Origin of the sequence: Actinacidiphila cocklensis, assembly GCF_907177275.1 — a bacterium.
In the GTDB taxonomy this organism is placed as follows: domain Bacteria; phylum Actinomycetota; class Actinomycetes; order Streptomycetales; family Streptomycetaceae; genus Actinacidiphila; species Actinacidiphila cocklensis.
This window is the reverse complement of the sequence record NZ_CAJSLV010000024.1, coordinates 131,405-154,712: the sequence shown is the minus strand read 5'-3', so window position 1 is coordinate 154,712 and position 23,308 is coordinate 131,405. Positions and strand designations below refer to the sequence as shown.

At 73.0% G+C, this 23,308-nt stretch carries 26 protein-coding genes; 6 read left to right on the top strand and 20 right to left on the bottom strand.

Features of this window, described 5'->3' with window-relative positions; translation table 11 throughout:
* Positions 1 to 67: 67 nt before the first annotated feature.
* The 4 genes from NFU81_RS04640 to tsaB are packed head-to-tail and all read right to left on the bottom strand — an operon-like array spanning position 68 to position 2,601.
* Positions 68 to 340 carry a hypothetical protein gene (locus tag NFU81_RS04640; protein WP_251485232.1) on the bottom strand — a complete coding sequence of 91 codons (273 nt, stop codon included), beginning with the start codon at positions 338 to 340 and terminating at the stop codon, positions 68 to 70.
* On the bottom strand, positions 337 to 1,440 hold the full coding sequence (tsaD, locus tag NFU81_RS04635; RefSeq protein ID WP_251485230.1) for a tRNA (adenosine(37)-N6)-threonylcarbamoyltransferase complex transferase subunit TsaD: 1,104 nt from the start codon (positions 1,438 to 1,440) through the stop codon (positions 337 to 339). Before tsaD ends, NFU81_RS04640 begins: the two co-directional genes overlap by 4 nt.
* On the bottom strand, positions 1,433 to 1,939 hold the full coding sequence (gene rimI / locus NFU81_RS04630) for a ribosomal protein S18-alanine N-acetyltransferase (protein ID WP_251485228.1): 507 nt from the start codon (positions 1,937 to 1,939) through the stop codon (positions 1,433 to 1,435). Before rimI ends, tsaD begins: the two co-directional genes overlap by 8 nt.
* Positions 1,936 to 2,601, bottom strand: a complete 666-nt coding sequence (gene tsaB, locus NFU81_RS04625; protein ID WP_251485226.1) for a tRNA (adenosine(37)-N6)-threonylcarbamoyltransferase complex dimerization subunit type 1 TsaB — start codon at positions 2,599 to 2,601, stop codon at positions 1,936 to 1,938. Before tsaB ends, rimI begins: the two co-directional genes overlap by 4 nt.
* Positions 2,602 to 2,701: 100 nt before the next feature.
* Between tsaB and NFU81_RS04620 the strand changes: the two genes are divergently transcribed.
* On the top strand, positions 2,702 to 3,250 hold the full coding sequence (locus NFU81_RS04620; protein WP_251485224.1) for a hypothetical protein: 549 nt from the start codon (positions 2,702 to 2,704) through the stop codon (positions 3,248 to 3,250).
* A 76-nt stretch (positions 3,251 to 3,326) separates the two neighbouring features.
* Here NFU81_RS04620 and NFU81_RS04615 read toward each other — a convergent pair whose 3' ends face one another.
* From NFU81_RS04615 to alr, 4 genes are all read right to left on the bottom strand, one after another.
* Entirely contained in the window at positions 3,327 to 3,500 is a 174-nt protein-coding gene (locus NFU81_RS04615; RefSeq protein ID WP_251485222.1) for a hypothetical protein, read from the bottom strand.
* A gap of 139 nt (positions 3,501 to 3,639) precedes the next feature.
* Positions 3,640 to 4,182 (bottom strand): tRNA (adenosine(37)-N6)-threonylcarbamoyltransferase complex ATPase subunit type 1 TsaE, encoded by a 543-nt coding sequence (gene tsaE, locus NFU81_RS04610; protein ID WP_251485219.1) that lies wholly within the window; start codon positions 4,180 to 4,182, stop codon positions 3,640 to 3,642.
* Positions 4,183 to 4,263: 81 nt separating this feature from the next.
* Positions 4,264 to 5,469, bottom strand: coding sequence for an alpha/beta fold hydrolase (locus NFU81_RS04605; RefSeq protein ID WP_251485217.1), 1,206 nt, complete (start codon positions 5,467 to 5,469; stop codon positions 4,264 to 4,266).
* Complete coding sequence (gene alr, locus NFU81_RS04600; RefSeq protein WP_251485215.1) at positions 5,462 to 6,604, bottom strand: alanine racemase; 1,143 nt, start codon at positions 6,602 to 6,604, stop codon at positions 5,462 to 5,464. Before alr ends, NFU81_RS04605 begins: the two co-directional genes overlap by 8 nt.
* Positions 6,605 to 6,676: 72 nt before the next feature.
* On the opposite strand from alr, the gene NFU81_RS04595 reads away from it, so the two are divergent.
* Together NFU81_RS04595 and NFU81_RS04590 are read left to right on the top strand one after the other, a co-directional pair.
* Positions 6,677 to 7,099 (top strand): SRPBCC family protein, encoded by a 423-nt coding sequence (locus tag NFU81_RS04595; RefSeq protein ID WP_251485213.1) that lies wholly within the window; start codon positions 6,677 to 6,679, stop codon positions 7,097 to 7,099.
* The gene (locus NFU81_RS04590) at positions 7,096 to 7,551 is read left to right on the top strand and encodes a MarR family winged helix-turn-helix transcriptional regulator (protein ID WP_251485211.1); all 456 of its coding nucleotides are present in this window, start codon (positions 7,096 to 7,098) and stop codon (positions 7,549 to 7,551) included. The genes NFU81_RS04595 and NFU81_RS04590 overlap by 4 nt, the downstream gene beginning before the upstream one ends.
* Before the next feature lie 573 nt (positions 7,552 to 8,124).
* Here NFU81_RS04590 and NFU81_RS04585 read toward each other — a convergent pair.
* Both NFU81_RS04585 and NFU81_RS04580 read right to left on the bottom strand, forming a co-directional pair.
* On the bottom strand, positions 8,125 to 9,561 hold the full coding sequence (locus tag NFU81_RS04585; RefSeq protein WP_251485209.1) for an NAD(P)H-hydrate dehydratase: 1,437 nt from the start codon (positions 9,559 to 9,561) through the stop codon (positions 8,125 to 8,127).
* 70 nt (positions 9,562 to 9,631) lie between these two features.
* Positions 9,632 to 10,000, bottom strand: a complete 369-nt coding sequence (locus NFU81_RS04580) for a holo-ACP synthase (protein ID WP_251485329.1) — start codon at positions 9,998 to 10,000, stop codon at positions 9,632 to 9,634.
* Between the two features lie 147 nt (positions 10,001 to 10,147).
* On the opposite strand from NFU81_RS04580, the gene coaA reads away from it, so the two are divergent.
* Both coaA and NFU81_RS04570 read left to right on the top strand, forming a co-directional pair.
* Positions 10,148 to 11,122 (top strand): type I pantothenate kinase, encoded by a 975-nt coding sequence (gene coaA / locus NFU81_RS04575; RefSeq protein ID WP_422665144.1) that lies wholly within the window; start codon positions 10,148 to 10,150, stop codon positions 11,120 to 11,122.
* A gap of 51 nt (positions 11,123 to 11,173) precedes the next feature.
* Complete coding sequence (locus NFU81_RS04570; RefSeq protein ID WP_251485204.1) at positions 11,174 to 12,112, top strand: DUF389 domain-containing protein; 939 nt, start codon at positions 11,174 to 11,176, stop codon at positions 12,110 to 12,112.
* Positions 12,113 to 12,143: 31 nt separating this feature from the next.
* Here the strand turns inward: NFU81_RS04570 and glmM are convergent, their stop codons facing one another.
* From glmM to NFU81_RS04550, 4 genes are all read right to left on the bottom strand, one after another.
* The gene (glmM, locus tag NFU81_RS04565) at positions 12,144 to 13,502 is read right to left on the bottom strand and encodes a phosphoglucosamine mutase (RefSeq protein WP_251485200.1); all 1,359 of its coding nucleotides are present in this window, start codon (positions 13,500 to 13,502) and stop codon (positions 12,144 to 12,146) included.
* Positions 13,503 to 13,809: 307 nt separating this feature from the next.
* A complete protein-coding gene (rpsI, locus tag NFU81_RS04560) occupies positions 13,810 to 14,325 on the bottom strand; it encodes a 30S ribosomal protein S9 (protein ID WP_251485197.1) in 516 nt (171 codons plus the stop codon).
* Positions 14,326 to 14,364: 39 nt separating this feature from the next.
* Entirely contained in the window at positions 14,365 to 14,808 is a 444-nt protein-coding gene (rplM, locus tag NFU81_RS04555) for a 50S ribosomal protein L13 (protein WP_251485194.1), read from the bottom strand.
* Positions 14,809 to 15,088: 280 nt separating this feature from the next.
* Positions 15,089 to 16,711, bottom strand: a complete 1,623-nt coding sequence (locus NFU81_RS04550) for an ABC-F family ATP-binding cassette domain-containing protein (RefSeq protein WP_251485191.1) — start codon at positions 16,709 to 16,711, stop codon at positions 15,089 to 15,091.
* 122 nt (positions 16,712 to 16,833) lie between these two features.
* Between NFU81_RS04550 and NFU81_RS04545 the strand changes: the two genes are divergently transcribed.
* Positions 16,834 to 18,408 carry a hypothetical protein gene (locus NFU81_RS04545; RefSeq protein WP_251485189.1) on the top strand — a complete coding sequence of 525 codons (1,575 nt, stop codon included), beginning with the start codon at positions 16,834 to 16,836 and terminating at the stop codon, positions 18,406 to 18,408.
* 356 nt (positions 18,409 to 18,764) lie between these two features.
* Here NFU81_RS04545 and truA read toward each other — a convergent pair whose 3' ends face one another.
* The 6 genes from truA to rpsM form a co-directional block, all read right to left on the bottom strand.
* Positions 18,765 to 19,613 (bottom strand): tRNA pseudouridine(38-40) synthase TruA, encoded by an 849-nt coding sequence (gene truA / locus NFU81_RS04540; RefSeq protein WP_251485187.1) that lies wholly within the window; start codon positions 19,611 to 19,613, stop codon positions 18,765 to 18,767.
* Positions 19,614 to 19,694: 81 nt separating this feature from the next.
* Entirely contained in the window at positions 19,695 to 20,204 is a 510-nt protein-coding gene (rplQ, locus tag NFU81_RS04535; protein WP_251485185.1) for a 50S ribosomal protein L17, read from the bottom strand.
* A gap of 315 nt (positions 20,205 to 20,519) precedes the next feature.
* Entirely contained in the window at positions 20,520 to 21,542 is a 1,023-nt protein-coding gene (locus tag NFU81_RS04530) for a DNA-directed RNA polymerase subunit alpha (protein WP_033177813.1), read from the bottom strand.
* A 119-nt stretch (positions 21,543 to 21,661) separates the two neighbouring features.
* Positions 21,662 to 22,288: a 30S ribosomal protein S4 gene (rpsD, locus tag NFU81_RS04525; RefSeq protein ID WP_251485182.1), complete on the bottom strand. Its 627-nt coding sequence runs from the start codon at positions 22,286 to 22,288 to the stop codon at positions 21,662 to 21,664.
* 26 nt (positions 22,289 to 22,314) lie between these two features.
* Positions 22,315 to 22,719: a 30S ribosomal protein S11 gene (gene rpsK / locus NFU81_RS04520; protein WP_003956432.1), complete on the bottom strand. Its 405-nt coding sequence runs from the start codon at positions 22,717 to 22,719 to the stop codon at positions 22,315 to 22,317.
* 69 nt (positions 22,720 to 22,788) lie between these two features.
* On the bottom strand, positions 22,789 to 23,169 hold the full coding sequence (gene rpsM, locus NFU81_RS04515; RefSeq protein ID WP_251485180.1) for a 30S ribosomal protein S13: 381 nt from the start codon (positions 23,167 to 23,169) through the stop codon (positions 22,789 to 22,791).
* Positions 23,170 to 23,308 lie beyond the last annotated feature (139 nt).

The window sequence follows — 23,308 nt, the reverse complement described above, 5'->3', positions numbered from 1 at the left end:
ATGGTGCGAACGCGCGGCCGCGGGGGATGGGGCGGCGGCCGCGCGCTCACCTTGGACGAGGGGTTTTTCAGCCCGCGGGTTCCACCGCGACCGACGAGAAGCGCCAGCGGTGCACCGCGCGCCGCACCAGGTCCGCGGCCGGGTCGGGCAGGTCCGGCAGCTCGGCGTCGTATCCGGCGTCCCACCAGGTCAGTACGAGGACGCGGTCACCCGGCGCGGTGAGGAACTCGCGGCGCATGAAGCCGCCGGGCAGTGCGGCGGCCGACTCCCGTGCCCACGCGAGCAGTTCGGGGCCGCGGCCCTGGGCGGCGGCGGCCTCCCACATCAGCGCGACGCTCATCCGTAGAGGTTCTCCCTGCCGGCCTCGTGCACGTGGTCGTGGGTGTGCTCGTGCGTGTGGCCCGGCACGGACACCTCGGTGACCGGCAGCGACGAGTCCGCCGGGAGGTCGAAGGTGGAGGCGGCCCGGCCCCTGGCCACCATCTCGGAGCCCAGCGCGGCGACCATCGCGCCGTTGTCCGTGCACAGCCCGGGGCGCGGCACCCGCAACCGGATTCCGGCGCCCTCGCAGCGCTCCAGAGCGAGGGAGCGCAGCCGGGAGTTGGCGGCGACACCGCCGCCGATCATCAGGTGGTCGACGCCGTTGTCCTTGCAGGCCCTGATCGCCTTGCGGGTCAGCACGTCGACGACCGCCTCCTGGAAGGACGCGGCCACGTCGGCGATCGGCACGTCCTGGCCGTCCCTGCGGCGGGCCTCGACCCAGCGGGCGACGGCGGTCTTCAGGCCGGAGAAGGAGAAGTCGTACTGCGGGTCGCGGCCGCCGGTCAGGCCGCGCGGGAAGGCGATGGCGGCCGGGTCGCCCTCGCGGGCGTGCCGGTCGATCGCGGGGCCGCCGGGGAAGCCGAGGCCGAGCACCCGGGCGACCTTGTCGAACGCCTCGCCCGCCGCGTCGTCGATGGTGGCGCCCAGCGGGCGCACGTCACCGGTGATGTCGGGGGCCAGCAGCAGCGAGGAGTGGCCGCCGGAGACCAGCAGCGCCATCGTCGGCTCCGGCAGGGCGCCGTGTTCGAGCTGGTCGACGCAGATGTGCGAGGCGAGGTGGTTGACGCCGTAGAGCGGCTTGCCGAGCGCGTACGCGTACGCCTTGGCCGCCGACACCCCGACCAGCAGCGCGCCGGCGAGCCCGGGGCCCGCGGTCACCGCGATGCCGTCGAGGTCGCGGGCGCTGACCCCGGCCTGCTTCAGCGCGCGCTGGATGGTGGGGACCATCGCCTCCAGGTGGGCGCGGCTGGCGACCTCGGGAACGACGCCGCCGTAGCGCGCGTGCTCGTCCACGCTGGAGGCGATCGCGTCGGCGAGCAGGGTGTGCCCGCGGACGATGCCGACGCCGGTCTCGTCGCACGAGGTCTCGATACCGAGCACCAGGGGTTCGTCAGCCATGGAATTCCTCAGCCAGGTTCTGTGCCGGGTCGGCGCTGCGCATGACGAGCGCGTCGACGTTGCCCGGCTGGTAGTAGCGCTTGCGGATGCCGATCGGCTCGAAGCCGAAGCGCTGGTAGAGCCGCTGCGCACGGGTGTTGTCGACCCGTACTTCGAGCAGCACCTCGTGGCACTCCGCGGCGGTCGCGGCCCGCAGCAGGGCGCTGAGCAGCCGCGCGCCGAGCCCGGTGCCCCAGTGGTCGCGGGCGACCGCGATGGTCTGGACGTCGCCGGTGCCCGACACCGCGGCGAGCCCCGCGTAGCCGACGATACGGCCGTCGACCCTCTCCGCGGCAATGTACGTACGCGTCGCGGCCGGGTGCCTGGTGTCGGCGATCTCCGACCAGAACATGCCGCGGGACCAGGCGTCGTCGGGGAAGAGCTCGCCCTCCAGCGCGATCACCCGGTCCAGGTCCCACCAGCGCAGGTCGCGCAGGACGACGTCGTCGGCACCGCTCACGTCGGCAGGACCGCCTTGTAGCCCGCGGGCACCTGGGCGTCGGGGCGGCGCAGGTACAGCGGCAGCGCGGCCGCGAAGGCCTCGCCCGCGGCCAGCCGGTGGGCGGCGAGCGCGGCGAGCGAGCCGGCCGACTGGTGGGCGGGTTCGGGGCGGCGGTCGGTGAAGGACTCGGGGTAGAGCGCCGCGCCCGCGCCGACCGCGGGCAGCGCCAGCACGTCCTGCGGCAGGTCGGCGGCGCGGTTGACCGCGGGCTCGGTGACGCGGACGGCGGGGCCGTCGTAGCAGGCCCAGTAGACCTCCTTGCGGCGCGCGTCGGTGGCCACCGTGAACGGCCCGTCGATGCCGGCCTCGCCCGCGGCCCACGCCAGGCCGTCCAGGGTGCACACGCCGTGCACGGGCACGTCGAGGGCGTCGCCGAAGGATGCGGCGGTGACCAGGCCGACGCGCAGGCCCGTATAGGGTCCCGGGCCCACGCCGACGACGATGCCGGTGACGTCGGCGAGGGCGCGGCCCGCGGATGTCAGCACCCGGTCGACGGCGGGCACCAGGAGTTCGCCGTGCCGGCGCGCGTCGATCACCGTGGACTCGGCGAGCACCCGCTCCCCGTCGTGCAGGGCGGCGGTGACGGCGGGCGTGGCGGTGTCGAAGGCAAGCAGCAGCACGCCCCCAGGGTACGGGCAGCACCCGGACGGCCGCGGCGGCGGTCGCCGCTGCTGCTACCGTCAACGGGGAGCGAGCGCGCAACCCGACCGGAGGACTCCCGTGGCAATCAAGGCCGGCACCCTCGTCTCGGGTCTGACCGTGGCGGCGATGGTGGTGATCGCCGTCCTCGCCGCGCAGGCGTCGGGCTCGGCACCGAAGACCCCGGCGGCGGCGCATTCGGCGACCCCGCCGAAGCAGTCGGCCCCGGTCAAGCCGAAGCCGAGGACGTATCCGCTGCCGCTGCACTCGGGGATAGGCAAGCGCGTCGTCTACGGCATCTCCGCGAAGCGGGTGTGGCTGGTGGACGACGGCAACAAGGTGGTGCGCACGTATCCGGTGGTCGCCGGCAATGTGAAGCCGAGCAAGGGGCTGCACAACGTGTTCTTCCGGCGCGCGTCGGGCACCGGCGGCGACGGCAAGCAGGTCGAGCACATCGTGCTCTTCGCGATGACCGGCGGGGTCAACATCGGCTTCAGCGCGGCCGTCGACGGTTCGCTGGACAAGCCCGACCCGGCCAAGCAGACCGCGGCGATCCGGGCGCCCCGCGCCGACACCGCGGCGATGTGGCAGTTCGCGACGGTCGGCATCGCCATCGACGTGATGCCCTGAGACCCGGTCCCGGACCCGGGTTTCGACCCTGCGGGCGCGGCACATTGCCGCGCCCGACGCATTTCACCCGAACGGGCTATGCCGCGTCCTTGTCGGGGACGGGAGGCCGGGGCGTGGCGGGCCGGGGTGCCGCGGACTGCGGCGGCGTGGCGGGCGGCGGCGTGGAGATCCGGAGGGCCGCCTCCGCGGCGGCCAGCAGATCGCTGAAGGTGGGGGCGGGCTGGGGGTCCTGGTGGTCGTGGGCCGACATGATGCCTCCCCGAGCGGTGGAAGTTAGGCAGCCCTAAGCAGGGTCCTGGAAACAGGACACCACGGACACCCGCCCCGGCGCAACATCTTCCCGACAGGCTGTCGGTGCCCACCGGGACCGGCCGGCGCCGCCCCGGCGCTCAGCCGTCGAGCGCCGCCAGGTCCGTGGCGGCCCAGCGCGGGCCGATGCCGCTGACCGTCACCAGCCGGGCGTCGTCGTCCGCGTCGGGCGTGGAGCCCACCGTGCGCTCAATGACGACCTGCAGGCGGGCCTCGGACAGCTCCTCGACCTTGCCCTCGCCCCACTCGACGACCACCACCGACTCCGGCAGCGACACGTCGAGGTCCAGGTCCTCCATCTCGTCCAGGCCGCCGCCCAGCCGGTAGGCGTCCACGTGGACCAGGGCGGGGCCGCCGGTCAGCGAGGGGTGGACGCGGGCGATGACGAAGGTCGGCGAGGTGACGGCGCCGCGTACGCCCAGGCCCTCGCCCAGGCCCCGGGTCAGGGTGGTCTTGCCCGCGCCCAGCTCGCCGTTGAGCAGCACGAGGTCGCCGGGGGCGAGCAGCGCCGCGATGCGCCGCCCCAGGTCACGCATGCGCTCGGCGGTACGTACGGTGATCCGGACGACGGGGGGAAGCCGGTCCTGCGTGCCCGCGGGGTACGGGTCGTGCGGTGTGCCCATGACCGCGAAGCCTACGCGCCGCCCCCCGCACCCCGCCCGTCCGCGACCCGCCGCGCCGTCCACCTCGCGCTGAGCCCCGCCCTACGCCTCGCCCGCCGTCGCCAGCTCGCGCAGCCCGTCGGCGACCGGCGCCTGCACCGAGTCGGCGGCGTGCGCGATGAGCAGCGCGAGGGCGGAGTTCACCAGCTCGGGGCGCTCGAATATCACCAGGTGCCCCGCGCCCTGCACGATGACCAGCTCGGCCTCCGGCAGCTTCTCGGCGATCTCGGTGCTGTGGGCGCTGGGCGTGAGCAGGTCCTTGTCCCCGGCCAGCACCAGCGCCGGCAGCCCGTCGAGCACGGCGAGCGCGTGGCCCTTCTCGTGCTCGGTGAAGGCCGGGTAGAACTCGGCGACCACGTCGATCGGCGTCGACTCGATCAGCCGCTCGGCGAACCGGCCGACCGCGGGGTCCACGTCGGAGCCGAAGGAGTAGCGCTTGATGATCCCGGCGAACAGCTCCGCGGTGGCCCGCCGCGCCCGCTCCACCAGGTCGGCCTGGCTGCCCATGATCTTCAGCAGCCCCGGCGCGACCGCGCGGAAGGCCCGCGCGCCGACCGCGGGCAGCCCGAGGGTGACCGCGGCCAGCTTGCCCGAGGAGGTCGAGACGAATCCGACCCCCGCGACCCGCTCGCGCACGTACTCCGGGTACTGGTCGGCGAAGGCCATCACCGTCATGCCGCCCATCGAGTGCCCGACCAGCACCACGGGACCCTCGGGCACGGCCGCGTCCAGCACGGCCTTCAGGTCGCGGCCGAGCTGGTCGATCGTCGCCGGGCCGCCCGCGGCCTGGTCGCGGCCGCGCTCGCTGCGGCCGTGGCTGCGCTGGTCCCAGTAGACCGCGCGGACCGCGCCGCGCAGGGCGGCCCGCTGGAAGTGCCAGGAGTCCTGGTTGAGGCAGTAGCCGTGCGAGAAGACCACGGTCACCGGCAGCGGTGCCGCGGCGCCGCCCCTGCGGCCGCGCAGCCAGCCGCGGCGGGACGGCTCGGGCGCCTCGGGGGCCGCGGCGTCCTCGATCTCGAAGTACAGCTCGGTGCCGTCCTCCGCGGTCGCGGTGCCCGGCCGGCCGCGCAGGCTCCCGTAGGGTCCTGCCGCGTCCAGCGCCAGCTGCGCCTTGCGCCGTACACCGCGCCCGACGGTGGCCCGCTCGATCGCCACGCCGGCCGCGGCACCCGCGGCCACCACCCCGATCGCGGCCCCGACCAGCCCGGCCCGCTCCCACTTCACCCCGTCACCCACTCGCTCAGCCACGCTCCGTGTAGACCCGCGGCACTCGGCCGCCGATCCTGGTCACGATCTCGTACGCGATCGTGCCGCAGGCCCGCGCCCAGTCCTCGGCGGTCGGCTCGCCCCGGTCGCCGGGGCCGAACAGCAGCGCCTCGTCGCCCGCGGCCGCGGCGTCGCCGCCGAGGTCCACCACGAACTGGTCCATCGCCACCCGTCCCGCCACCGTCCGCCACTTCCCGGCCACCAGGACCGGTCCCGCACCGGACGCATGCCGCGGCACACCGTCTGCGTACCCCAGCGGGACCAGCGCAAGCGTCGTCGGACCAGGCGTCACGTAGTGGTGGCCGTAACTGACGCCGTGGCCGCCCGGCACCTGCTTGACGCTCGCCAGCCGCGCGGCCAGCGTCATCACCGGGCGCAGCCCGAAGTCGGCGGGGCCGCCGACCTGCGGCACCGGGGAGATGCCGTACATGGCCACGCCGGGACGCACCAGGTCGAAGTGCGACTCCGGCAGCGTCAATGTGCCGGGCGAATTGGCAATGTGCCGCACTTCCGGGTCGAGTCCCGCGGCGGCCGCCTGGTCGAGTGCCGTGCGGAAGACGCCGAGTTCGCGCGCGATCGAGGGGTGGCCCGGCTCGTCGGCGCAGGAGAAGTGCGCCCACAGGCCGGTGACCCGGATCAGCCCGGCCTTTTCCGCCGCCCTTGCCGCGGCGGTCAGCGCGGGCCAGTCCGCGGGCTGCACCCCGTTGCGGCCGAGGCCCGCGTCGATCTTGAGCTGGACGCGCGCGGTGCGGCCCGCGGCCCGTGCCGCGGCCACCGCCTCCTCCAGCGCCCAGTGCGCGCTGACGGTCACGTCGACGTCGGCCTCGACGCACTCGCGCCACGGGCCGCCCGGCGTCCACAGCCAGCACAGCACCCGGCCGCCCACACCGGCGGCACGCAGCGCCAGCGCCTCCTCGGGCGTGGCCACGCCCAGCCAGGTGGCGCCGCCCTCCAGCGCGGCCCGCGCGCACGGCACCATGCCGTGCCCGTACGCGTCGGCCTTCACGACCGCCATGAAGGCCGCGCCGGGCGCCTTGGCCCGCAGCGCCGCGACGTTCGCCCGCAACGCACCCAGGTCGATCTGCGCCCATCCGCGCCCGCTCGTCATGTCGTTCATCCAGGTCAGTGTCTCAGGCGTGGGTCATGGTTGCCCTTGACGGCCCGATAGTATGCGCGCATACTAAAACCCATGATGACCCTGGGAACGGCACACATCACCTCCTCCGCGTCGCCCGCCGCCTTCTTCGCCCGCTGGGCGGACATGGCGACCTGGCCGGAGTGGAACTCCGACACCGAGTGGGTGCGGCTCGACGGCCCCTTCGTCCGCGGCGCCAAGGGCGAGCTCAAGCCCAAGGGCGCGCCCAAGGTGCCCTTCGTGGTGGCCGAACTGGTCGACGGCGAGGAGTTCACCGACGTCTCCAAGCTCGTCGGGGCCAAGCTGACCTTCCGCCACCTGGTCTCCCGCACGGACGAGGGGTCCACCCGGGTGGACGTCGCCGTCACGCTCCGCGGCCCGCTCGCCCGGCTGTGGAACGCGGCCCTCGGCAAGGGCATCGCGGCGGGCCTCCAGGGCGACCTGGACCGGCTCCGCGACGCGGCGGAGGCCGCGTGAGTCTCGCGACCGGCTTCGGCTCCGCGGAGGAGAGCCCCGGCCTGCTGCTCTGGCAGGTCACCAACCGCTGGCAGGCCGCCCAGCGCGCGGCCCTGCGGCCCTACGGCCTCACCCACGTGCAGTTCGTGCTGCTCGCGTCCCTGACCTACCTCCAGGCCGAGGACGAGCCCGTCACCCAGCGCCGCCTCGCCGACCACGCGGCGACCGACCCCATGATGACCTCCCAGGTCCTGCGCGCCCTGGAGTCCCGCGCGCTCGTCACCCGCCTCCCCCACCCCCACGACGCCCGCGCCCGCGCGCTCTCCCCCACCCCCGAGGGCCGCGACCTCGCCAACCGCGCGGTCACTGCCGTGGAGGCCTGCGACACGGATTTCTTCTCGACGCTGGGCGTCGAAGTCGCCCCTTTCACTGAGGCGTTGCGCACGCTGCTCCTCCGGAGGGGTCCCGAATAAGGGGGGTGCCCCTTGCGGTGGCGTCGCTTCCTTCCCGCCATCGTGGCTTGTCGCGCAGTTCCCCGCGCCCCCGGGTGGGTGCCCCCTGCGGTGGCGTCGCATCTTTCCCGCCATCGTGGCTTGTCGCGCAGTTCCCCGCGCCCCTGGAGGGGGTGCCCCTTGCGGTGGCGTCGGTTCCTTCCCGCCGTTCGGGCGGGCGCGCAGTTCCGCCCCAGAGCTTCGCCTGGGGGTACCCCCAGCGCCGCCTGAAAACGCTCACCCTCTCTGCAGAGGGCAAGCTCCCGCCAGGGGCGAATGCTGTACGCAGGAGGACGCAGGCCCAAAGGGGCGCGGGGAACTGCGCGCCCAGCCGAGACGGCGGGAAAGATGCAACGCCACCGCAGGTGGCACCCACCCCAGGGGCGCGGGGAACTGCGCGACAAGCCACGACGGTGCGAAAGGCGACCGCCCGCCGCAAGGGGCAGGGCCTCAAGGGGCGCTGGGGGCGGAACTGCGCGCGCAATCACGACGCAGCCGCACGCAAGCAACGCACCGCAAGGGGCGAGCACGACCGCCCCCCACCCGCCCGGAGGGCTAGAGCGTGTTGGCCCACGCGGATGGCAGGGATTCGGCCACGTCGAGAGCGGTGAGGGGCGACGGGGTGAGCCGCGCAGCGAGCCCGTGGAGGTAGGCGGCGACGGAGGCCGCCTCGACGGGCAGGAGGGAGGCCGCGAGGAGGGAGCCGGCGAGGCCGGAGAGGATGTCGCCGCTGCCCGCGGTGGCGAGCCACGCCGTCCCGGTGGGGTTCACCCGGACGGGAGCCTCCGAGGCGGGCGACGCCACGAGCGTCGTGGAGCCCTTGAGGAGAACCGTCGCCCCGTAAGCCGCGCACAGGGCGCGGACCGCGTCGAGGCGTGACGCCTCGACGGCCTCCCGGGGCCGCCCGAGCAGCGCCGCCGCCTCCCCCGCGTGCGGCGTGAGCACGGTGGGCGCGCTGCGCGCCAGGACCGCGTCCCGGTCCATGAGGCGCAGCCCGTCCGCGTCGACGAGCACGGGCACGTCCGCGGCCAGCACCTCCGCGACCGCGGCCCTGGCGGCGGCGGAGTCGCCGAGCCCGGGGCCGACGACCCAGGCCTGGACGCGGCCGGCCGCATGCGGCGACCCGGTGGAGACGAGCGTCTCGGGGTGGCGGGCGAGCACCGCGGCCGCGCCGCCGCCGACGTAGCGCACGGCCCCCGCGCCGCCGCGGATCGCCCCGGACACGGCGAGCACGGCCGCGCCGGGGTAGCGGTCGGACCCGGCGACGACCCCGACCACCCCCCGCCGGTACTTGTCGCTCTCGCCGCTGGGCCGGGGCAGCACCGCCGCGACGTCGGCGTGCTGGAGCGCCTCGACCTGGGGTACGCCGAGGTCGTCGCCGAGGCCGATGTCGATGAGCCGCAGGGCGCCCGCGTACCCGGCGGCCGGGTCGACGAGCAGCCCCGGCTTGTACGTGCCGAAGGTGACGGTGACGTCGGCCCGTACCGCGTCGCCCGCGACCTCGCCGGTGTCGGCGTCGACGCCGCTGGGCAGGTCGACGGCGACGACCGCGGCCCGCGCGTCGTACACCGCCCGCATCAGGTCCGCGGCCTGCGGGCGGAGCCCGCCCTTGCCGCCGATGCCGACGATGCCGTCGTAGACGAGGTGGGCGCGGCGGACGGCCGCGTAGCCGTCGTCGGCGCCCACGACCCGGCCGCCCGCGGCCCGCAGCGCCGCGAGCCCGGCGGTGTGCGCCTTTTCCGGCGCCAGCAGCACCGCGGTGACCGCGGCGCCCCGGCGGGCGAGCCGCGCGCCGGCGTAGAGGGCGTCGCCGCCGTTGCTGCCGCTGCCGGCGAGCACGGCGACCCTGGCGCCGTACACCCGCCCGAGGACTTCCGCACCGACCACCGCGAGCCCGGCGGCGGCCCGCTGCATCAGCGCGCCCTCCGGCAGCCGCGCCATCAGCGCGCCCTCCGCGTCCCGTACGGCCTGCACCGTATGCGCGTACCTCATCGCGAACCCTCCCGTCGGCCCTGCACCCGACGATACGTACCGCCTGCCGCCCCGGCACCCCGGCCCGGGCTCAACCCTCCGCGATGACCACCGCGGAGGCGACGCCCGCGTCGTGGCTGAGGGACAGGTGCCAGCTGCGGACGCCCAGTTCCGCGGCGCGGGCGGCGACCGTGCCGGTGACGGTCAGCCGGGGGCGCCCCGACGGCTCCGTGGTGACCTCGGCGTCGAGCCAGCTCAGCCCGGCCGGGGCGCCCAGGGACTTGGCCAGCGCCTCCTTGGCGGCGAAGCGTGCCGCGAGCGAGGCGAGGCCGCGCGGGGCGCCGGAGGGCAGCGACAGTTCCGCGGGGGTGAACAGGCGCTCCGCGAGGCCTGGGGTGCGCTCCAGGGCCGCGGCGAAGCGGTCGATCTCGGCGACGTCGATGCCGACCCCGACGATCACTTCGCGCCCTGCGCCCACGTGTGCATGCGCCCACCCTATTCGTGCGCAGGTCCTGCCCCTTGCTGCGGGCGCCGCAGTTCCGGTGCGTCGAAGAACGGCCACCCGCGGGACCCACCGGCCGCGGGTCACCGCGGGGCGCCTGGGAGGATGCGAGGCGTGACGACCTTGCCCTCCGCGCCTGCGAGCCCATTCGTTGATCTGACCAGGGCAGAGTGGAGCGCCCTGCGGGAGCGGACGCCGCTGCCGCTGACCGCGGAGGAGGTCGAGAAGCTGCGCGGCCTGGGCGACGTCATCGACCTGGACGAGGTCGTGGAGGTCTACCTTCCGCTCTCCCGGCTGCTGAATCTGTACGTGGCCGCCCACAGCGGCCTGCGCGGCGCGCTGAACACCTTCCTGGCGGGCACGGCGGGCGGCCCGCAGCCGGGCACGCCGTTCGTCATAGGGGTGGCCGGCAGCGTGGCGGTGGGCAAGTCCACCACCGCCCGCCTGCTCCAGGCGCTGCTGGCCCGCTGGCCCGAGCACCCGCGGGTCGAGCTGGTCACCACCGACGGCTTCCTGATGCCCAACGCCGAGTTGCAGCGGCGCGGCCTGATGGCGCGCAAGGGCTTCCCCGAGTCCTACGACCGCCGCGCGCTGACCCGCTTCGTGGCCGACGTGAAGTCCGGCAAGGCGGAGGTGACCGCCCCGGTCTACTCGCACCTGTTCTACGACATCGTGCCCGGCGAGCAGCTGACCGTCCGCAGGCCCGACATCCTCATCGTCGAGGGACTGAACGTGCTGCAGCCCGCGCTGCCCGGGCAGGACGGCCGCACCAGGATCGGGCTGGCCGACTACTTCGACTTCAGCGTCTACGTCGACGCCCGTACCGAGGACATCGAGCAGTGGTATCTCGGGCGGTTCCGCAAGCTGCGGGAGACCGCCTTCCAGAACCCCGACTCGTACTTCACGAAATACACTCGGGTGGCCGAGGACGAGGCGATGGACTACGCACGGCTGATGTGGCAGACCGTCAACCGGCCCAATCTCCAGGAGAATGTGCTGCCGACCCGCAGCCGGGCCACTCTCGTCCTGCGCAAGAGCCAGGACCACAAGGTGCAGCGGCTGTCGCTGCGCAAACTGTGACGCCGACGCAAGGCACCGGGATGTGCCGCCCGAGCCGTGGAGGACCCCCTCGTGCTGCACCTGCGAATGATCGTGCCGGCCGACCGCACGGAGGAGGTCGCGACCCTGGTGTCGGCGACCGTCGGCGCGACGCACCTCACGGTGGTCAGGGGCGCCGCCTACGACCCGCTGGGCGACCTGCTGACGTGTGACGTGGCCCGGGAGGCCGCCGACCCGCTGCTGGCGGCGCTGCGGGCGCTGGGCATCGAGAAGACCGGGGCGATCACGGTCGAGAACATCGACGTGACGCTGTCGCGGAGTGCCGCCAGGGCCGAGCGCGAGGCCCCGGGCGAGAGCGCGGACGCGGTGGTGTGGGAGTCGCTCGTCGAGGCGACCCACGAGGAGTCCACCTTCACCATCACCTACCTGTCGTTCCTGACGGTGGCCACGATGCTGGCGTCCTACGGGGTGATGCTGGACAGCTCGATCCTGATCGTCGGCGCGATGGTCGTCGGCCCGGAGTTCGGGCCGCTGGCGGGCGTCTGCACGGGCCTGGTGCGCCGCAGCGGCCGGCTGGTGGCGCGTTCGGCGATCGCGCTGGCGGTGGGCTTCCCCGCGGCGATGCTGCTCACCGGCGGCTTCGCCTTCGTGATGAGCGGTCTGGGGCTGTTCACGCAGGCGCGCTTCGACGCGCCCCATCCGGCGACGCAGTTCATCTGGCAGCCGACCTGGGACTCCTTCGTGGTGGCCTTCCTCGCCGGCATCGCCGGGATGCTGTCGCTGACCTCGTCGAAGTCCGGCGCGCTGGTCGGCGTGGCGATCTCGGTGACGACGGTGCCGGCCGCCGCGAACGCCGCGCTGGCCATCGCGTACTCCAGCTGGCACGAGGCCTGGGGCTCCAGCCTCCAGCTGCTGATCAACCTTGGCGGAATCGTCTGCGCCGGCACCCTGACGCTGCTCGCCCAGAAGTGGCTGTGGGCGGTGCAGCGCCGCAGGGTGCCGGCGGCGTGAAGGCGCAAGGGCGCAAGGGCCTACGGGCGGTTCAGCCCAGCGTGGACTTCACCACGTCGGCGAGGCGGCCCGCCACCGCCCTGGCGTGGTCGATGTCGGCGGCCTCCACCATGACGCGGACCAGCGGCTCGGTGCCGGAGGGGCGCAGCAGCACCCGCCCGGTCGCGCCCAGCTCCGCCTCGGCCTCCGCGACGGCCGCGACCAGCTCGGGCGCGGTCGCGGCCCGGCTCTTGTCGACGTCGGGCACGTTGACCAGCACCTGCGGCAGCCGCTGCATGACGGCGGCCAGGTCGGCCAGCGTGCGGCCGGTCGACGAGACGCGGGCGGCGAGCAGCAGCCCGGTCAGGGTGCCGTCGCCGGTGGTGGCGTGGTCGAGCACGATGACGTGGCCCGACTGCTCGCCGCCGAGCGCGTAGCCGTGCTCCTTCATCGACTCCAGCACGTAGCGGTCGCCGACCGCGGTCTGCACCAGGGTGATGCCCTCGCGCTCCATGGCCAGCTTGAAGCCCAGGTTGGACATGACCGTGCCGACGACGGTGTCGCCGCGCAGCTCGCCGCGCTCGCGCAGCGACAGCGCGAGGATCGCCAGGATCTGGTCGCCGTCGACCTCCTCGCCCGCCGCGTCCACGGCCAGGCAGCGGTCGGCGTCGCCGTCGTGCGCGATGCCGAAGTCGGCGCCGTGCTCTATGACGGCGGCCTTGAGCAGCTCCAGGTGGGTCGAGCCGCAGCCGTCGTTGATGTTCAGGCCGTCGGGGCGGGCGCCGATGGTGACGACCTCGGCTCCGGCGCGCGAGAAGGCCTCGGGCGACACGCGGGACGCGGCGCCGTGCGCCTCGTCCAGGACGACCTTGAGCCCGTCGAGGCGGTTGGGCAGCACGCCGATCAGGTGGGCGACGTACTGGTCGAAGCCCTCGTCGTAGTCCTTGACCCGGCCGACGCCCGCGCCGGTGGGGCGCACCCAGGGGGCGCCGGTGCGGTGCTCCTCGTAGACCTTCTCGATCCGGTCCTCAAGGTCGTCGTCGAGCTTGTGGCCGCCGCGGGCCAGGAACTTGACGCCGTTGTCCGGCATCGCGTTGTGGCTCGCGGACAGCATCACGCCGAGGTCGGCGCCCAGCGCGCCGGTGAGATACGCCACCGCCGGGGTGGGCAGCACACCGACCCGCAGGACGTCCACGCCCGCGCTCGCGAGGCCTGCCACGACGGCGGCCTCAAGGAACTCGCCCGAGGCGCGCGGATCGCGCCCCACCACCGCGACCGGCCGGTGCCCTGCGAAGGTGCCCGCCTCCGCGAGCACGTGCGCCGCCGCGACCGACAGGCCGAGCGCCAGCTCGGCGGTGAGGTCCGCGTTGGCGATGCCACGCACCCCGTCGGTACCGAAGAGTCGTCCCACTGTGTGTCCTCCGATGCGATACGGCGGCTCTGCCGTCTCCCGGCCGTCCCCGGCCGTACTCAGATACGCAGGCGCCGGCCGCCCCCGGGGCTTCGCCCGGGGGCGCCCCCGGCGCCGCGTGCGCGTGCACGGGGGCCGGAGCGCACCTGCTTGGTGCTTGACGCTTGGCGCCCTGTCATTGGTTGTACCAGTCGTATCACCACAGATATACGACCACGGCGCCACATGCGAACGCCCCGGAGGCAATGGTGTGCCTCCGGGGCGTTGTGCAACGGCAAAAGCGAGGGCAGCGGTGTGCCGGTCGCGATTAGCGCTTGCTGAACTGCGGCGCCTTGCGGGCCTTCTTCAGACCGGCCTTCTTCCGCTCGACCGCGCGGTCGTCACGGGTCAGGAAGCCGGCCTTCTTCAGCGGGCCGCGGTTGTTGTCCACGTCCGCCTCGTTGAGCGCACGGGCGACACCGAGGCGCAGCGCACCGGCCTGGCCCGAGATGCCGCCGCCGCTGATGCGGGCGATGACGTCGTAGCGGTTGTCGAGTTCGAGCACCTTGAAGGGCTCGTTGACTTCCTGCTGGTGCACCTTGTTCGGGAAGTAGCCCTCAAGGGTGCGGCCGTTGATCTTCCACTTGCCGCTGCCCGGGACGATCCGGACGCGGGCGATGGACTGCTTGCGGCGGCCGGTGCCGGCAGCCGGCTGCGGGTCGCCGAAGCGCGAGGCGAGCGACTCGGAGGTGTACTCCCCCTCGACGGCATCGGACTCGAAGGTGGTGATCTCCTCGTAGGACTCGTCGCCCTCGATGACGGTCTCGGCAGTGGTCTCAGCCACGATTCTCCTCAGGTTCTTTCTGGTAGCTGGTGGCCGGAACTACTGCGCGACCTGGGTGATCTCGAACGGCACCGGCTGCTGCGCAGCGTGCGGGTGCTGGTCGCCCGAGTAGACCTTCAGCTTGGAGAGCATCTGACGGCCCAGGGTGTTCTTGGGGAGCATGCCCTTGACGGCCTTCTCGACGGCCTTCTCGGGGCTCTTCTCCAGCAGCTCGTCGTAGCGCACGGAACGCAGACCGCCCGGGTAACCGGAGTGGCGGTAGGCCATCTTCTGGGTGCGCTTGTTACCCGAGAGGTGGACCTTGTCGGCGTTGATGATGATGACGAAGTCGCCGGTGTCCACGTGGGGCGCGTAGATGGGCTTGTGCTTGCCCCGCAGGAGGGTGGCGGCCTGAGTGGCCAGACGGCCCAGGACAACGTCCTGCGCGTCGATGACGTGCCACTGGCGCTGGACATCGCCGGGCTTGGGGCTGAACGTACGCACGGTCGTAGCCTTCGCTTCTTCTCAGTAGTGGTTTCCCCTGACCCGCCGCGAGGGCGGTGGGGAAGGGTCCTGACAAGGCCACCCGGACGATCACGACAGCCTTGGAGGCACACGGGGACGCAACCCGTCTGCCTGCCGCTGGTCATCGGCCCGGTGGACCGGCGTAAGGGCCCCTCACGTGAGATAGAGCAAGCCAATACGCATAACGAACCATGAGAATACCCGGGCGCCCCCGGCCGGGTCAAAACGCCTCCCGCGGGGCGCTGTGCTACCGGTCGCGCTACCGGTCGCGGGCCACTCGCGCCTCGTCCCACACCGGGGTGGGCGACTCCCGCACGGTGCCGTCCGCGCCGAAGACGAGATAGCGGTCGAAGGTGCGGGCGAACCAGCGGTCGTGGGTCACCGCGAGCACCGTGCCCTCGTACGACTCCAGGCCCTCCTGCAGCGCCTCCGCGCTCTCCAGGTCCAGGTTGTCCGTCGGCTCGTCCAGCAGCAGCGCGGTGGTGCCCTCCAGCTCCATCAGCAGGATCTGGAAGCGGGCCTGCTGCCCGCCGGACAGCTTGTCGAAGGGCTGGTCGCCCTGCCGCTCCAGCTCGTAGCGCCGCAGCACCGACATCGCGCGGCCGCGGTCCCGTGAGTGCTCGGTCCACAGGATGTCCACCAGCGGGCGGCCGCGCAGCTCCGGGTGCGCGTGGGTCTGCGCGAAGTGCCCGGGTACGACGCGGGCGCCCAGCCGGTACGTGCCGGTGTGCGCCACGCTTTCGTCGCCCGCCAGCAGCCGCAGGAAGTGCGACTTGCCCGAGCCGTTGGAGCCGAGCACCGCGACCCGCTCGCCGTAGAAGACCTCCAGGTCGAAGGGCTTCATCAGGCCGGTCAGCTCCAGCTTCTCGCAGGTCACCGCCCGCATGCCGGTCCTGCCGCCCTTGAGCCGCATCTTGATGTCCTGCTCGCGCGGCGGCTCCTGCGGGCTGCCCGCGTCCTCGAAGCGCTTCAGCCGGGTCTGGGCCGCGTGGTAGCGCGACGCCATGTCGGGGCTGTTCGCCGCCTGCTGCCGCAGCCGCAGCACCATCGCCTTGAGCTTGGCGTGCTCCTCCTCCCAGCGGCGGCGCAGCTCCTCGAAGCGGGCGAAGCGCTCCTTGCGGGCCGCGTGGAAGGTGTCGAAGCCGCCGCCGTGGACCCAGGCGGTCGCCCCCGCCGGGCCGGTCTCGACGCTGACGATCTTCTCCGCGGTGCGCGACAGCAGCTCGCGGTCGTGGCTGACGAACAGCACGGTCTTCCTGGTGGCGGCGATCTGCTCCTCCAGCCAGCGCTTGCCGGGGACGTCCAGGTAGTTGTCCGGCTCGTCGAGCAGCAGCACCTCGTCGGGGCCGCGCAGCAGCGCTTCGAGCACCAACCGCTTCTGCTCGCCGCCGGACAGCGTCTTGACCTCGCGCCACTGCGCCCGCTCGTACGGGACGCCCAGCGCGGCCATCGTGCACATGTCCCACAGCGTCTCGGCCTCGTAGCCGCGCGCCTCGGCCCAGTCGCCGAGCGCGTGCGCGTACGCCATCTGCGCCGGCTCGTCGTCCTGCGCCATGATCGCCAGCTCGGCCGCGTCCACCGCCTCGGCGGCCGCCCTGATCCGCGGGTGCGCCACCGAGACCAGCAGGTCGCGTACGGTCCTGTCGTCCCGGACGCTGCCGATGAACTGCCGCATCACGCCGAGGCCGCCGCTGACGGTGACGCCGCCGCCGTGCGGGGTGATCTCGCCGGCGATCAGCCGCATCAGCGTGGTCTTGCCGGCGCCGTTCGGCCCGACCAGCGCCACGGCCGCGCCGTCGCCGACACGGAACGAGACGTCGCCTAGCAGCGCCCGCCCGTCCGGCAGGTAGTACTCCAGGTGCGCTGCTTCCACATGTCCCATGGCCTGAATTCTCCCGTGCCGTCCGACCGTGCCCAACCCGTTTTTGCCCGAACGGCCTTGCGGGCCGCACCCGCAACGGCCCGCGGTAGGCCCTTGGCCGGACCGGCAATATGATGCGCGACATGACTGATGGCCCCGGGCAGCAGCCGCCGCAGGAACCGCGCAGGAACGCCGACGCCGCCGGCGAGCGCGAAGTGCTGGAGGGACGCGTCATCCCCTCCCGCCCGCAGTCCGAGCGGGACGCGGACCCGCGCCGGCAGTTCCGCCGGCCGTCACCGCCCCCGCAGGCACCCGAGCCCGGCCCGGCCTGGTCCGCCCAGGCCGACGCGGCCGCGCAGGCGGCCCCCCAGCCGCAGCCGGGTCAGCCCTGGTCGCCCCAGGAGCCGCAGCAGCCGGCCCTGGACCAGCCCGCGCAGGACCCGGCGACCCAGATCATCCCGGCCCAGAACTGGTCCCAGCAGCAGCCCCACGCGGCCCAGCCCGGCCCCCAGCAGCAGGCACCGCAGCCCGCCCAGCAGCCGCCCTACCCGCAGCAGCAGCAGCCCCCGGCCCAGCAGCAGCCCCAGCCGCAGCCCCACGCGGCCCAGCAGCAGGCGTACGCGCCCCAGCAGCAGCCCCCGGCCCAGCAGCAGCCGCCGCAGCCCCACGCGGCCCAGCCCGGCCCCCAGCAGCAGGCACCGCAGCCCGCCCAGCAGCCGCCGTACCCGCAGCAGCCGCAGCCCCCGGCCCAGCAGCAGCACGGGGGCCGGCCCGGCCCCCAGCACGCCCAGCAGCCCCGGCAGCAGGCGCCCCGGCAGCAGCCGCCGCAGCCCGCCCAGCAGCAAGCCGGCGGGCACGTGCCGTTCGCGGGCGGCAGCGCCCCGCGGCCCGCTCCCCGCACGCAGACGCCGGAGCCGGAGGCGTCGACACCGGACTGGGGCGCGCTCGCCGAGCAGCAGGAGGTCAGCGGAGCGCGGCGGCGCCGCGTGCTGATGCTCACCGGCGGGATCGTCGCCGTCGCGGTGATAGCCGGCGGTGTCGCCACCGCCGTCGTCATGTCAGGCAAGAGCGACGACAAGCCGGTCGCGGGACCGTCCTCCTCGGCCACCGCCAGCAAGAACCAGCCGACGCTGCCGCCCCTGCCGACCTTCTCCTCGGTCGCCCCGCCCCCGCCGGCCAACCCGCTGGACTACCTGAACACCGCCGCCAAGGACAAGGCGCCGCTCACCCCGCAGTCCCTCTTCCCCGGCAAGCAGTTCGTCTGGGAGGGCCGCACCTACGTCAAGACCGGGAGCGACGTCACGGCGTCCTGCGCGAAGAACGCGCGGAAGGCCGTCGCGACGGCCCTCGCCGCCAACGGATGCCAGAAGCTGATCCGCGCGACGTACACGCAGGGCGGGCTCGCGGTGACCGTCGGCGTCGCCGTCTTCCCCGACAACACCCGCGCGAAGAAGGTCGCGGGCGTCTCCCAGTACCTGGCCCCGCTCAACGGCGGCGGCGTCGCCGACTTCTGCCACGCCGTGCGCTGCCAGATGACCTCGAACGCGGTCGGCCGGTACGCCTACTTCGCGATCTCCGGCTTCAAGAACGGCAAGACGCTCGCGGCCAACGACACGGTGGGCAAGCAGGCGGCCAACGACGCGTCCGACTTCGCCTTCAGCCGCATCGTCCAACGCGGCAAGGACGCGGCCGCGGCGGACCCGTCCCGCCAGCAGTGACCCCGCGGGGTGCCCCCGCGTCCCCCGGGTGATCGCCCCATGCGGTGCGTCCCTTGCCTGCGGCTGCATCGTGGCTTGTCGCGCAGTTCCGCCCCCAGAGCTTCGCCTGGGGGTACCCCCAGCGCCCCCTGGTGATTGCCCCTCGCCGAGGGCGCGCACCTTCCGGTGCGTCGTGGCTGCGCGCGCAGTTCCCCGCGCCCCTTTGGCCTGCGTCCTCCAACGCACGAGGTTCGCCCCTGGCAGGGGCTTGCCCTCTGCGCGGAGGGCGAGAGTTTTTCCGGCGGCTCTGGGGGCGGAACTGCGCGCGCAGCCCACCGCCGGGGGAAAGGCGAACCCCCAGCGCAAGGGGCACCCTCTCAGCAGGCGCCGCCAGGCAAAGTGCGGAGGTTGCGGGCTTCGCGGCTACGGGCCGCGAGGAGCGCGTCCGCGGGGTAGCCGACCTCCTCCAGCGTGAGGCCGTGCGGGCGGACGACGTTCACCGCGGAGTGCCGAACCCGTCCGGCCAGGACTTCCGCGGGGAAGGCCACCGGGCGGTGCCCGTCACCGACCAGGATCATCGCGCCGACCAGCGCCCGCACCATGTTGTGGCAGAAGGCGTCGGCCCGCACCGTGGCGACGGCCACGCCGTCGCCCTGCCGCTCCCAGCGCACGTCCAGCAGCGTGCGGATGGTCGTCGCGCCCTCCCGCTTCTTGCAGTACGCGGCGAAGTCGTGCTCCCCGAGCAGCAACTCGGCGGCGGCGTTCATGGCGTCGACGTCGACGGGCCGGTCGTGCCAGAGCACGTGCCCGCGCAGCAGCGGGTCGACCCCGCCGGGGTGGTCGCCGACCCGGTAGGCGTACCGCCGCCAGATCGCGGAGAAGCGCGCGTTGAAGCCGGAGGGCGCCTCGCGGACGCCGAAGACCCTGACGTCCCAGGGCAGCCGCCCCGCCAGCCGCCTGCGCAGCTTGTCGCGCTCGACGGCCCACACGTCCTCCGGGAGGTCGACGTGGGCGACCTGACCGCGCGCGTGGACGCCGGCGTCGGTGCGGCCTGCGACGGTCAGCTCGACCGGCTCCGGCAGCCGCAGCACCGTGGCGATCGCCGACTCCAGCTCGCCCTGCACCGTGCGCCTGGTGCGCTGCTTGGCCCAGCCGGAGAAGTCGGCCCCGTCGTAGGCCAGGTCCAGCCGGACCCGTACGAAACCGGGTGCCGCATCGTCGCTCACGCGTAGCTCCTCACCGTGGGGAACGGAACGGACCCGTACCCCCAGGGGGTACGGGTCCGCCCGCAGAACCTGTCGAACGCCTCAGGCGTCCTTGGCCTCGTCCGACTCGTCGGCCGCGGCAGCCTCGGCGGCCTCGTCCTTCTTGATGTCGGCCAGGGCCTCGTCACCCGCAGCGTCCTTCGCGGAACGCTTCGTGGCGGCCTCGGCCTCACCGACAGCGGACTGCTGCACGGTCAGGGCCTCGACCAGCTCGATGACCGCCATCGGCGCGTTGTCGCCGCGACGGGGACCGACCTTGGTGATGCGGGTGTAGCCACCCGGGCGGTTCTCGTACCGCGGGCCGATCTCGGTGAAGAGCGTGTGGACGACGCTCTTGTCCGTGATGGTCTGCAGCACCTGGCGACGGTTGTGGATGTCGCCCTTCTTCGCCTTGGTGATCAGGCGCTCCGCGACCGGGCGCAGCCGGCGCGCCTTGGCCTCGGTGGTGGTGATGCGGCCGTGCTCGAAAAGCGCCTTCGCGAGGTTCGCGAGGAGCAGCTTCTCGTGCGCGGCGCTGCCGCCCAGACGGGCACCCTTGGCGGGCTGAGGCATGGTGGTTCTCCTTCTACGCTGCACCGGCCGTGTCAGGTACCGATGTCAGTGCGAACTGGCGGCTGCCAGCTCGTGGGGTCCCGAGGCTGCGCCTCGGGAGGCTTGCAGTGGCGCCCAGAGGGCGCCATAGAGGGGCGCGGGGAACTGCGCGCGCAACCAGCCACCGGCCGGTGGTCCGGATGCGACAGCAACAGCCCCTTCGGGCCGGTGACGACCCGCGCCCAGGTGGTGGGCTGGTCGCGCAGTTCCCCGCGCCCCTGAGGGGCACCCCTCGGCGCGGGGGAACCGCAGCGACCGGCGAACCGCCGGAAGCGATCAGTACTGCTCGGTCTCGACGAAACCGGCGTCGACGTCGTCGTCGGCGCCGAAGGCGTCGGCGGCGGCGGTCGGGTCGAATCCGGGCGGGCTGTCCTTGAGGGCCAGGCCCATGCCGGCCAGCTTCGCCTTGACCTCGTCGATCGACTTCGCACCGAAGTTGCGGATGTCGAGCAGGTCCGCCTCGGAGCGTGCGACGAGTTCGCCCACGGAGTGGATGCCCTCGCGCTTGAGGCAGTTGTAGGAGCGGACGGTCAGTTCCAGCTCCTCGATCGGCAGCGCCAGGTCCGCGGCCAGGGCGGCGTCCGTCGGGGACGGGCCCATGTCGATGCCCTCGGCGTCGACGTTCAGCTCGCGGGCCAGGCCGAACAGCTCGACCAGGGTCTTGCCGGCCGACGCCATGGCGTCACGCGGCCGCATGGCCTGCTTGGTCTCGACGTCGACGATCAGCTTGTCGAAGTCGGTGCGCTGCTCGACACGGGTCGCCTCGACCTTGTAGGTGACCTTGAGCACCGGGCTGTAGATGGAGTCGACCGGGATGCGGCCGATCTCCTGGCCCTGCTGCTTGTTCTGCACCGCGGAGACGTAGCCGCGACCGCGCTCGACGGTCAGCTCCATCTCCAGCTTGCCCTTGGCGTTGAGCGTGGCCAGGACCAGGTCGGGGTTGTGCACCTCGACACCGGCCGGCGGCGCGATGTCGGCGGCGGTGACGACACCCGGACCCTGCTTGCGCAGGTACATCACGACCGGCTCGTCGTGCTCCGAGGAGACGACCAGCTGCTTGATGTTGAGGATGACGTCGGTCACGTCCTCCTTGACGCCCGGCACGGTGGTGAACTCGTGCAGGACACCGTCGACCCGGATCGAGGTGACCGCGGCACCCGGGATCGAGGAGAGGAGCGTACGGCGCAGGGAGTTGCCGAGGGTGTAGCCGAAGCCCGGCTCCAGCGGCTCGATCACGAACCGGGAGCGGAATTCGTCGACGACCTCTTCGGTCAACGAGGGACGCTGAGCAATCAGCATTTTCTTGGGTCCTTCTGTCGTGGGCGCCCGCTATTTGACGCCCCCTGTACTACGAGGGTACGGGCGGCACGGCGAAACCGTCGTGTGACGGCGGCCGTACCGCCCGTAACCGCGAGCTGCTACTTGGAGTAGAGCTCGACGATCAGCTGCTCCTGCACCTGGGTGTCGATCACCTGGCGCTCGGGCAGGCTGTGCACGAGGATGCGCAGCTTGCCCGCGTTGGCCTCGAGCCACGCCGGCACGGTCTTGTCGCCGGCCTCGCCCTGCGCCACCTGGAAGGGGGTCAGGGTGCGGGACGACTCGCGGACCTCGACGATGTCGTTCACGGACACGCGAGCCGACGGGATGTCGTTCTTGCGGCCGTTGACGGTGATGTGTCCGTGACGGACCAGCTGACGGGCGTGGTCGCGGGACTTGGCGAAGCCGGCCCGGTACACCACGTTGTCGAGGCGGGTCTCAAGGATGCGCAGAAGGTTCTCACCGGTCTTGCCGGTCTTCTGGTTCGCTTCCTTGTAGTAGTTCACGAACTGCTTCTCGAGGACACCGTAGATACGCGCGCACTTCTGCTTCTCACGCAGCTGAAGCAGGTACTCGCTGTCCTTGGTGCGCCCGCGTCCGTGCTCACCCGGGGGGTAAGGACGGATCTCGATCGGGCACTTCGCGCTCTCGCACTTAGCTCCCTTGAGGAAGAGCTTCTGCTTCTCCCGACGGCATCGCTTGCAGTCGGCCCCGGTATAACGCGCCATTGTCTCGTTTCTCCTGTTTCAGCTGGTCAGACGCGGCGGCGCTTCGGCGGGCGGCAGCCGTTGTGCGGGGTCGGGGTGACGTCCTGGATCGACCCGACCTCAAGGCCGGTGGCCTGGAGGGAGCGGATCGCGGTCTCGCGGCCGGAGCCGGGACCCTTCACGAAGACGTCGACCTTGCGCATGCCGTGCTCCTGCGCGCGACGGGCGGCCGACTCGGCGGCCATCTGCGCGGCGAAGGGGGTGGACTTGCGCGAGCCCTTGAAGCCGACGTGGCCGGCGGAGGCCCAGGAGATCACGTTGCCCGAGGGGTCGGTGATCGAGACGATCGTGTTGTTGAACGTGCTCTTGATGTGGGCGTGCCCGTGAGCGACGTTCTTCTTTTCCTTGCGGCGCACCTTCTTGGCTGCGCCCTGACGGCCCTTAGGAGGCATGTGTCACGTTCTCCCGGTGGAGGTGGTCGGTCCTTTGGCGAAGACCGCTGGTGTGGGTCCTGCTGAGGACTACTTCTTGCCCGGCTTCTTCTTGCCGGCGATGGCGCGACGCGGGCCCTTGCGGGTGCGGGCGTTGGTGTGCGTGCGCTGCCCGTGGACGGGCAGGCCCCGACGGTGACGCAGACCCTGGTAGCAGCCGATCTCGACCTTGCGGCGGATGTCGGCCTGCACCGAACGACGGAGGTCACCCTCGGTCGTGTAGTTGTCGTCGACCCACTTGGCGATCTTGACGAGGTCTTCCTCGGGAAGGTCGCGCACGCGGACGTCGGGGTTCACACCGGTGTTCTTCAGGATGTCCTGGGCGCGCGAGCGCCCGATGCCGAAGACATAGGTGAGGGCGATCTCCACGCGCTTTTCGCGCGGGAGGTCAACGCCTGAAAGGCGTGCCATGTGTGTGGCTCCTGGTGATGTCGGAGGTCTTCCGCAGTGCCGGTTCCCGGCGGCCGTGTCAGGTACCGGACGGGTCCCCGGCCTCCGCCGGGGGTGTCGCCCCCTTCGTTCAGGGGACGGGCGCTGCGTATGTACGTGT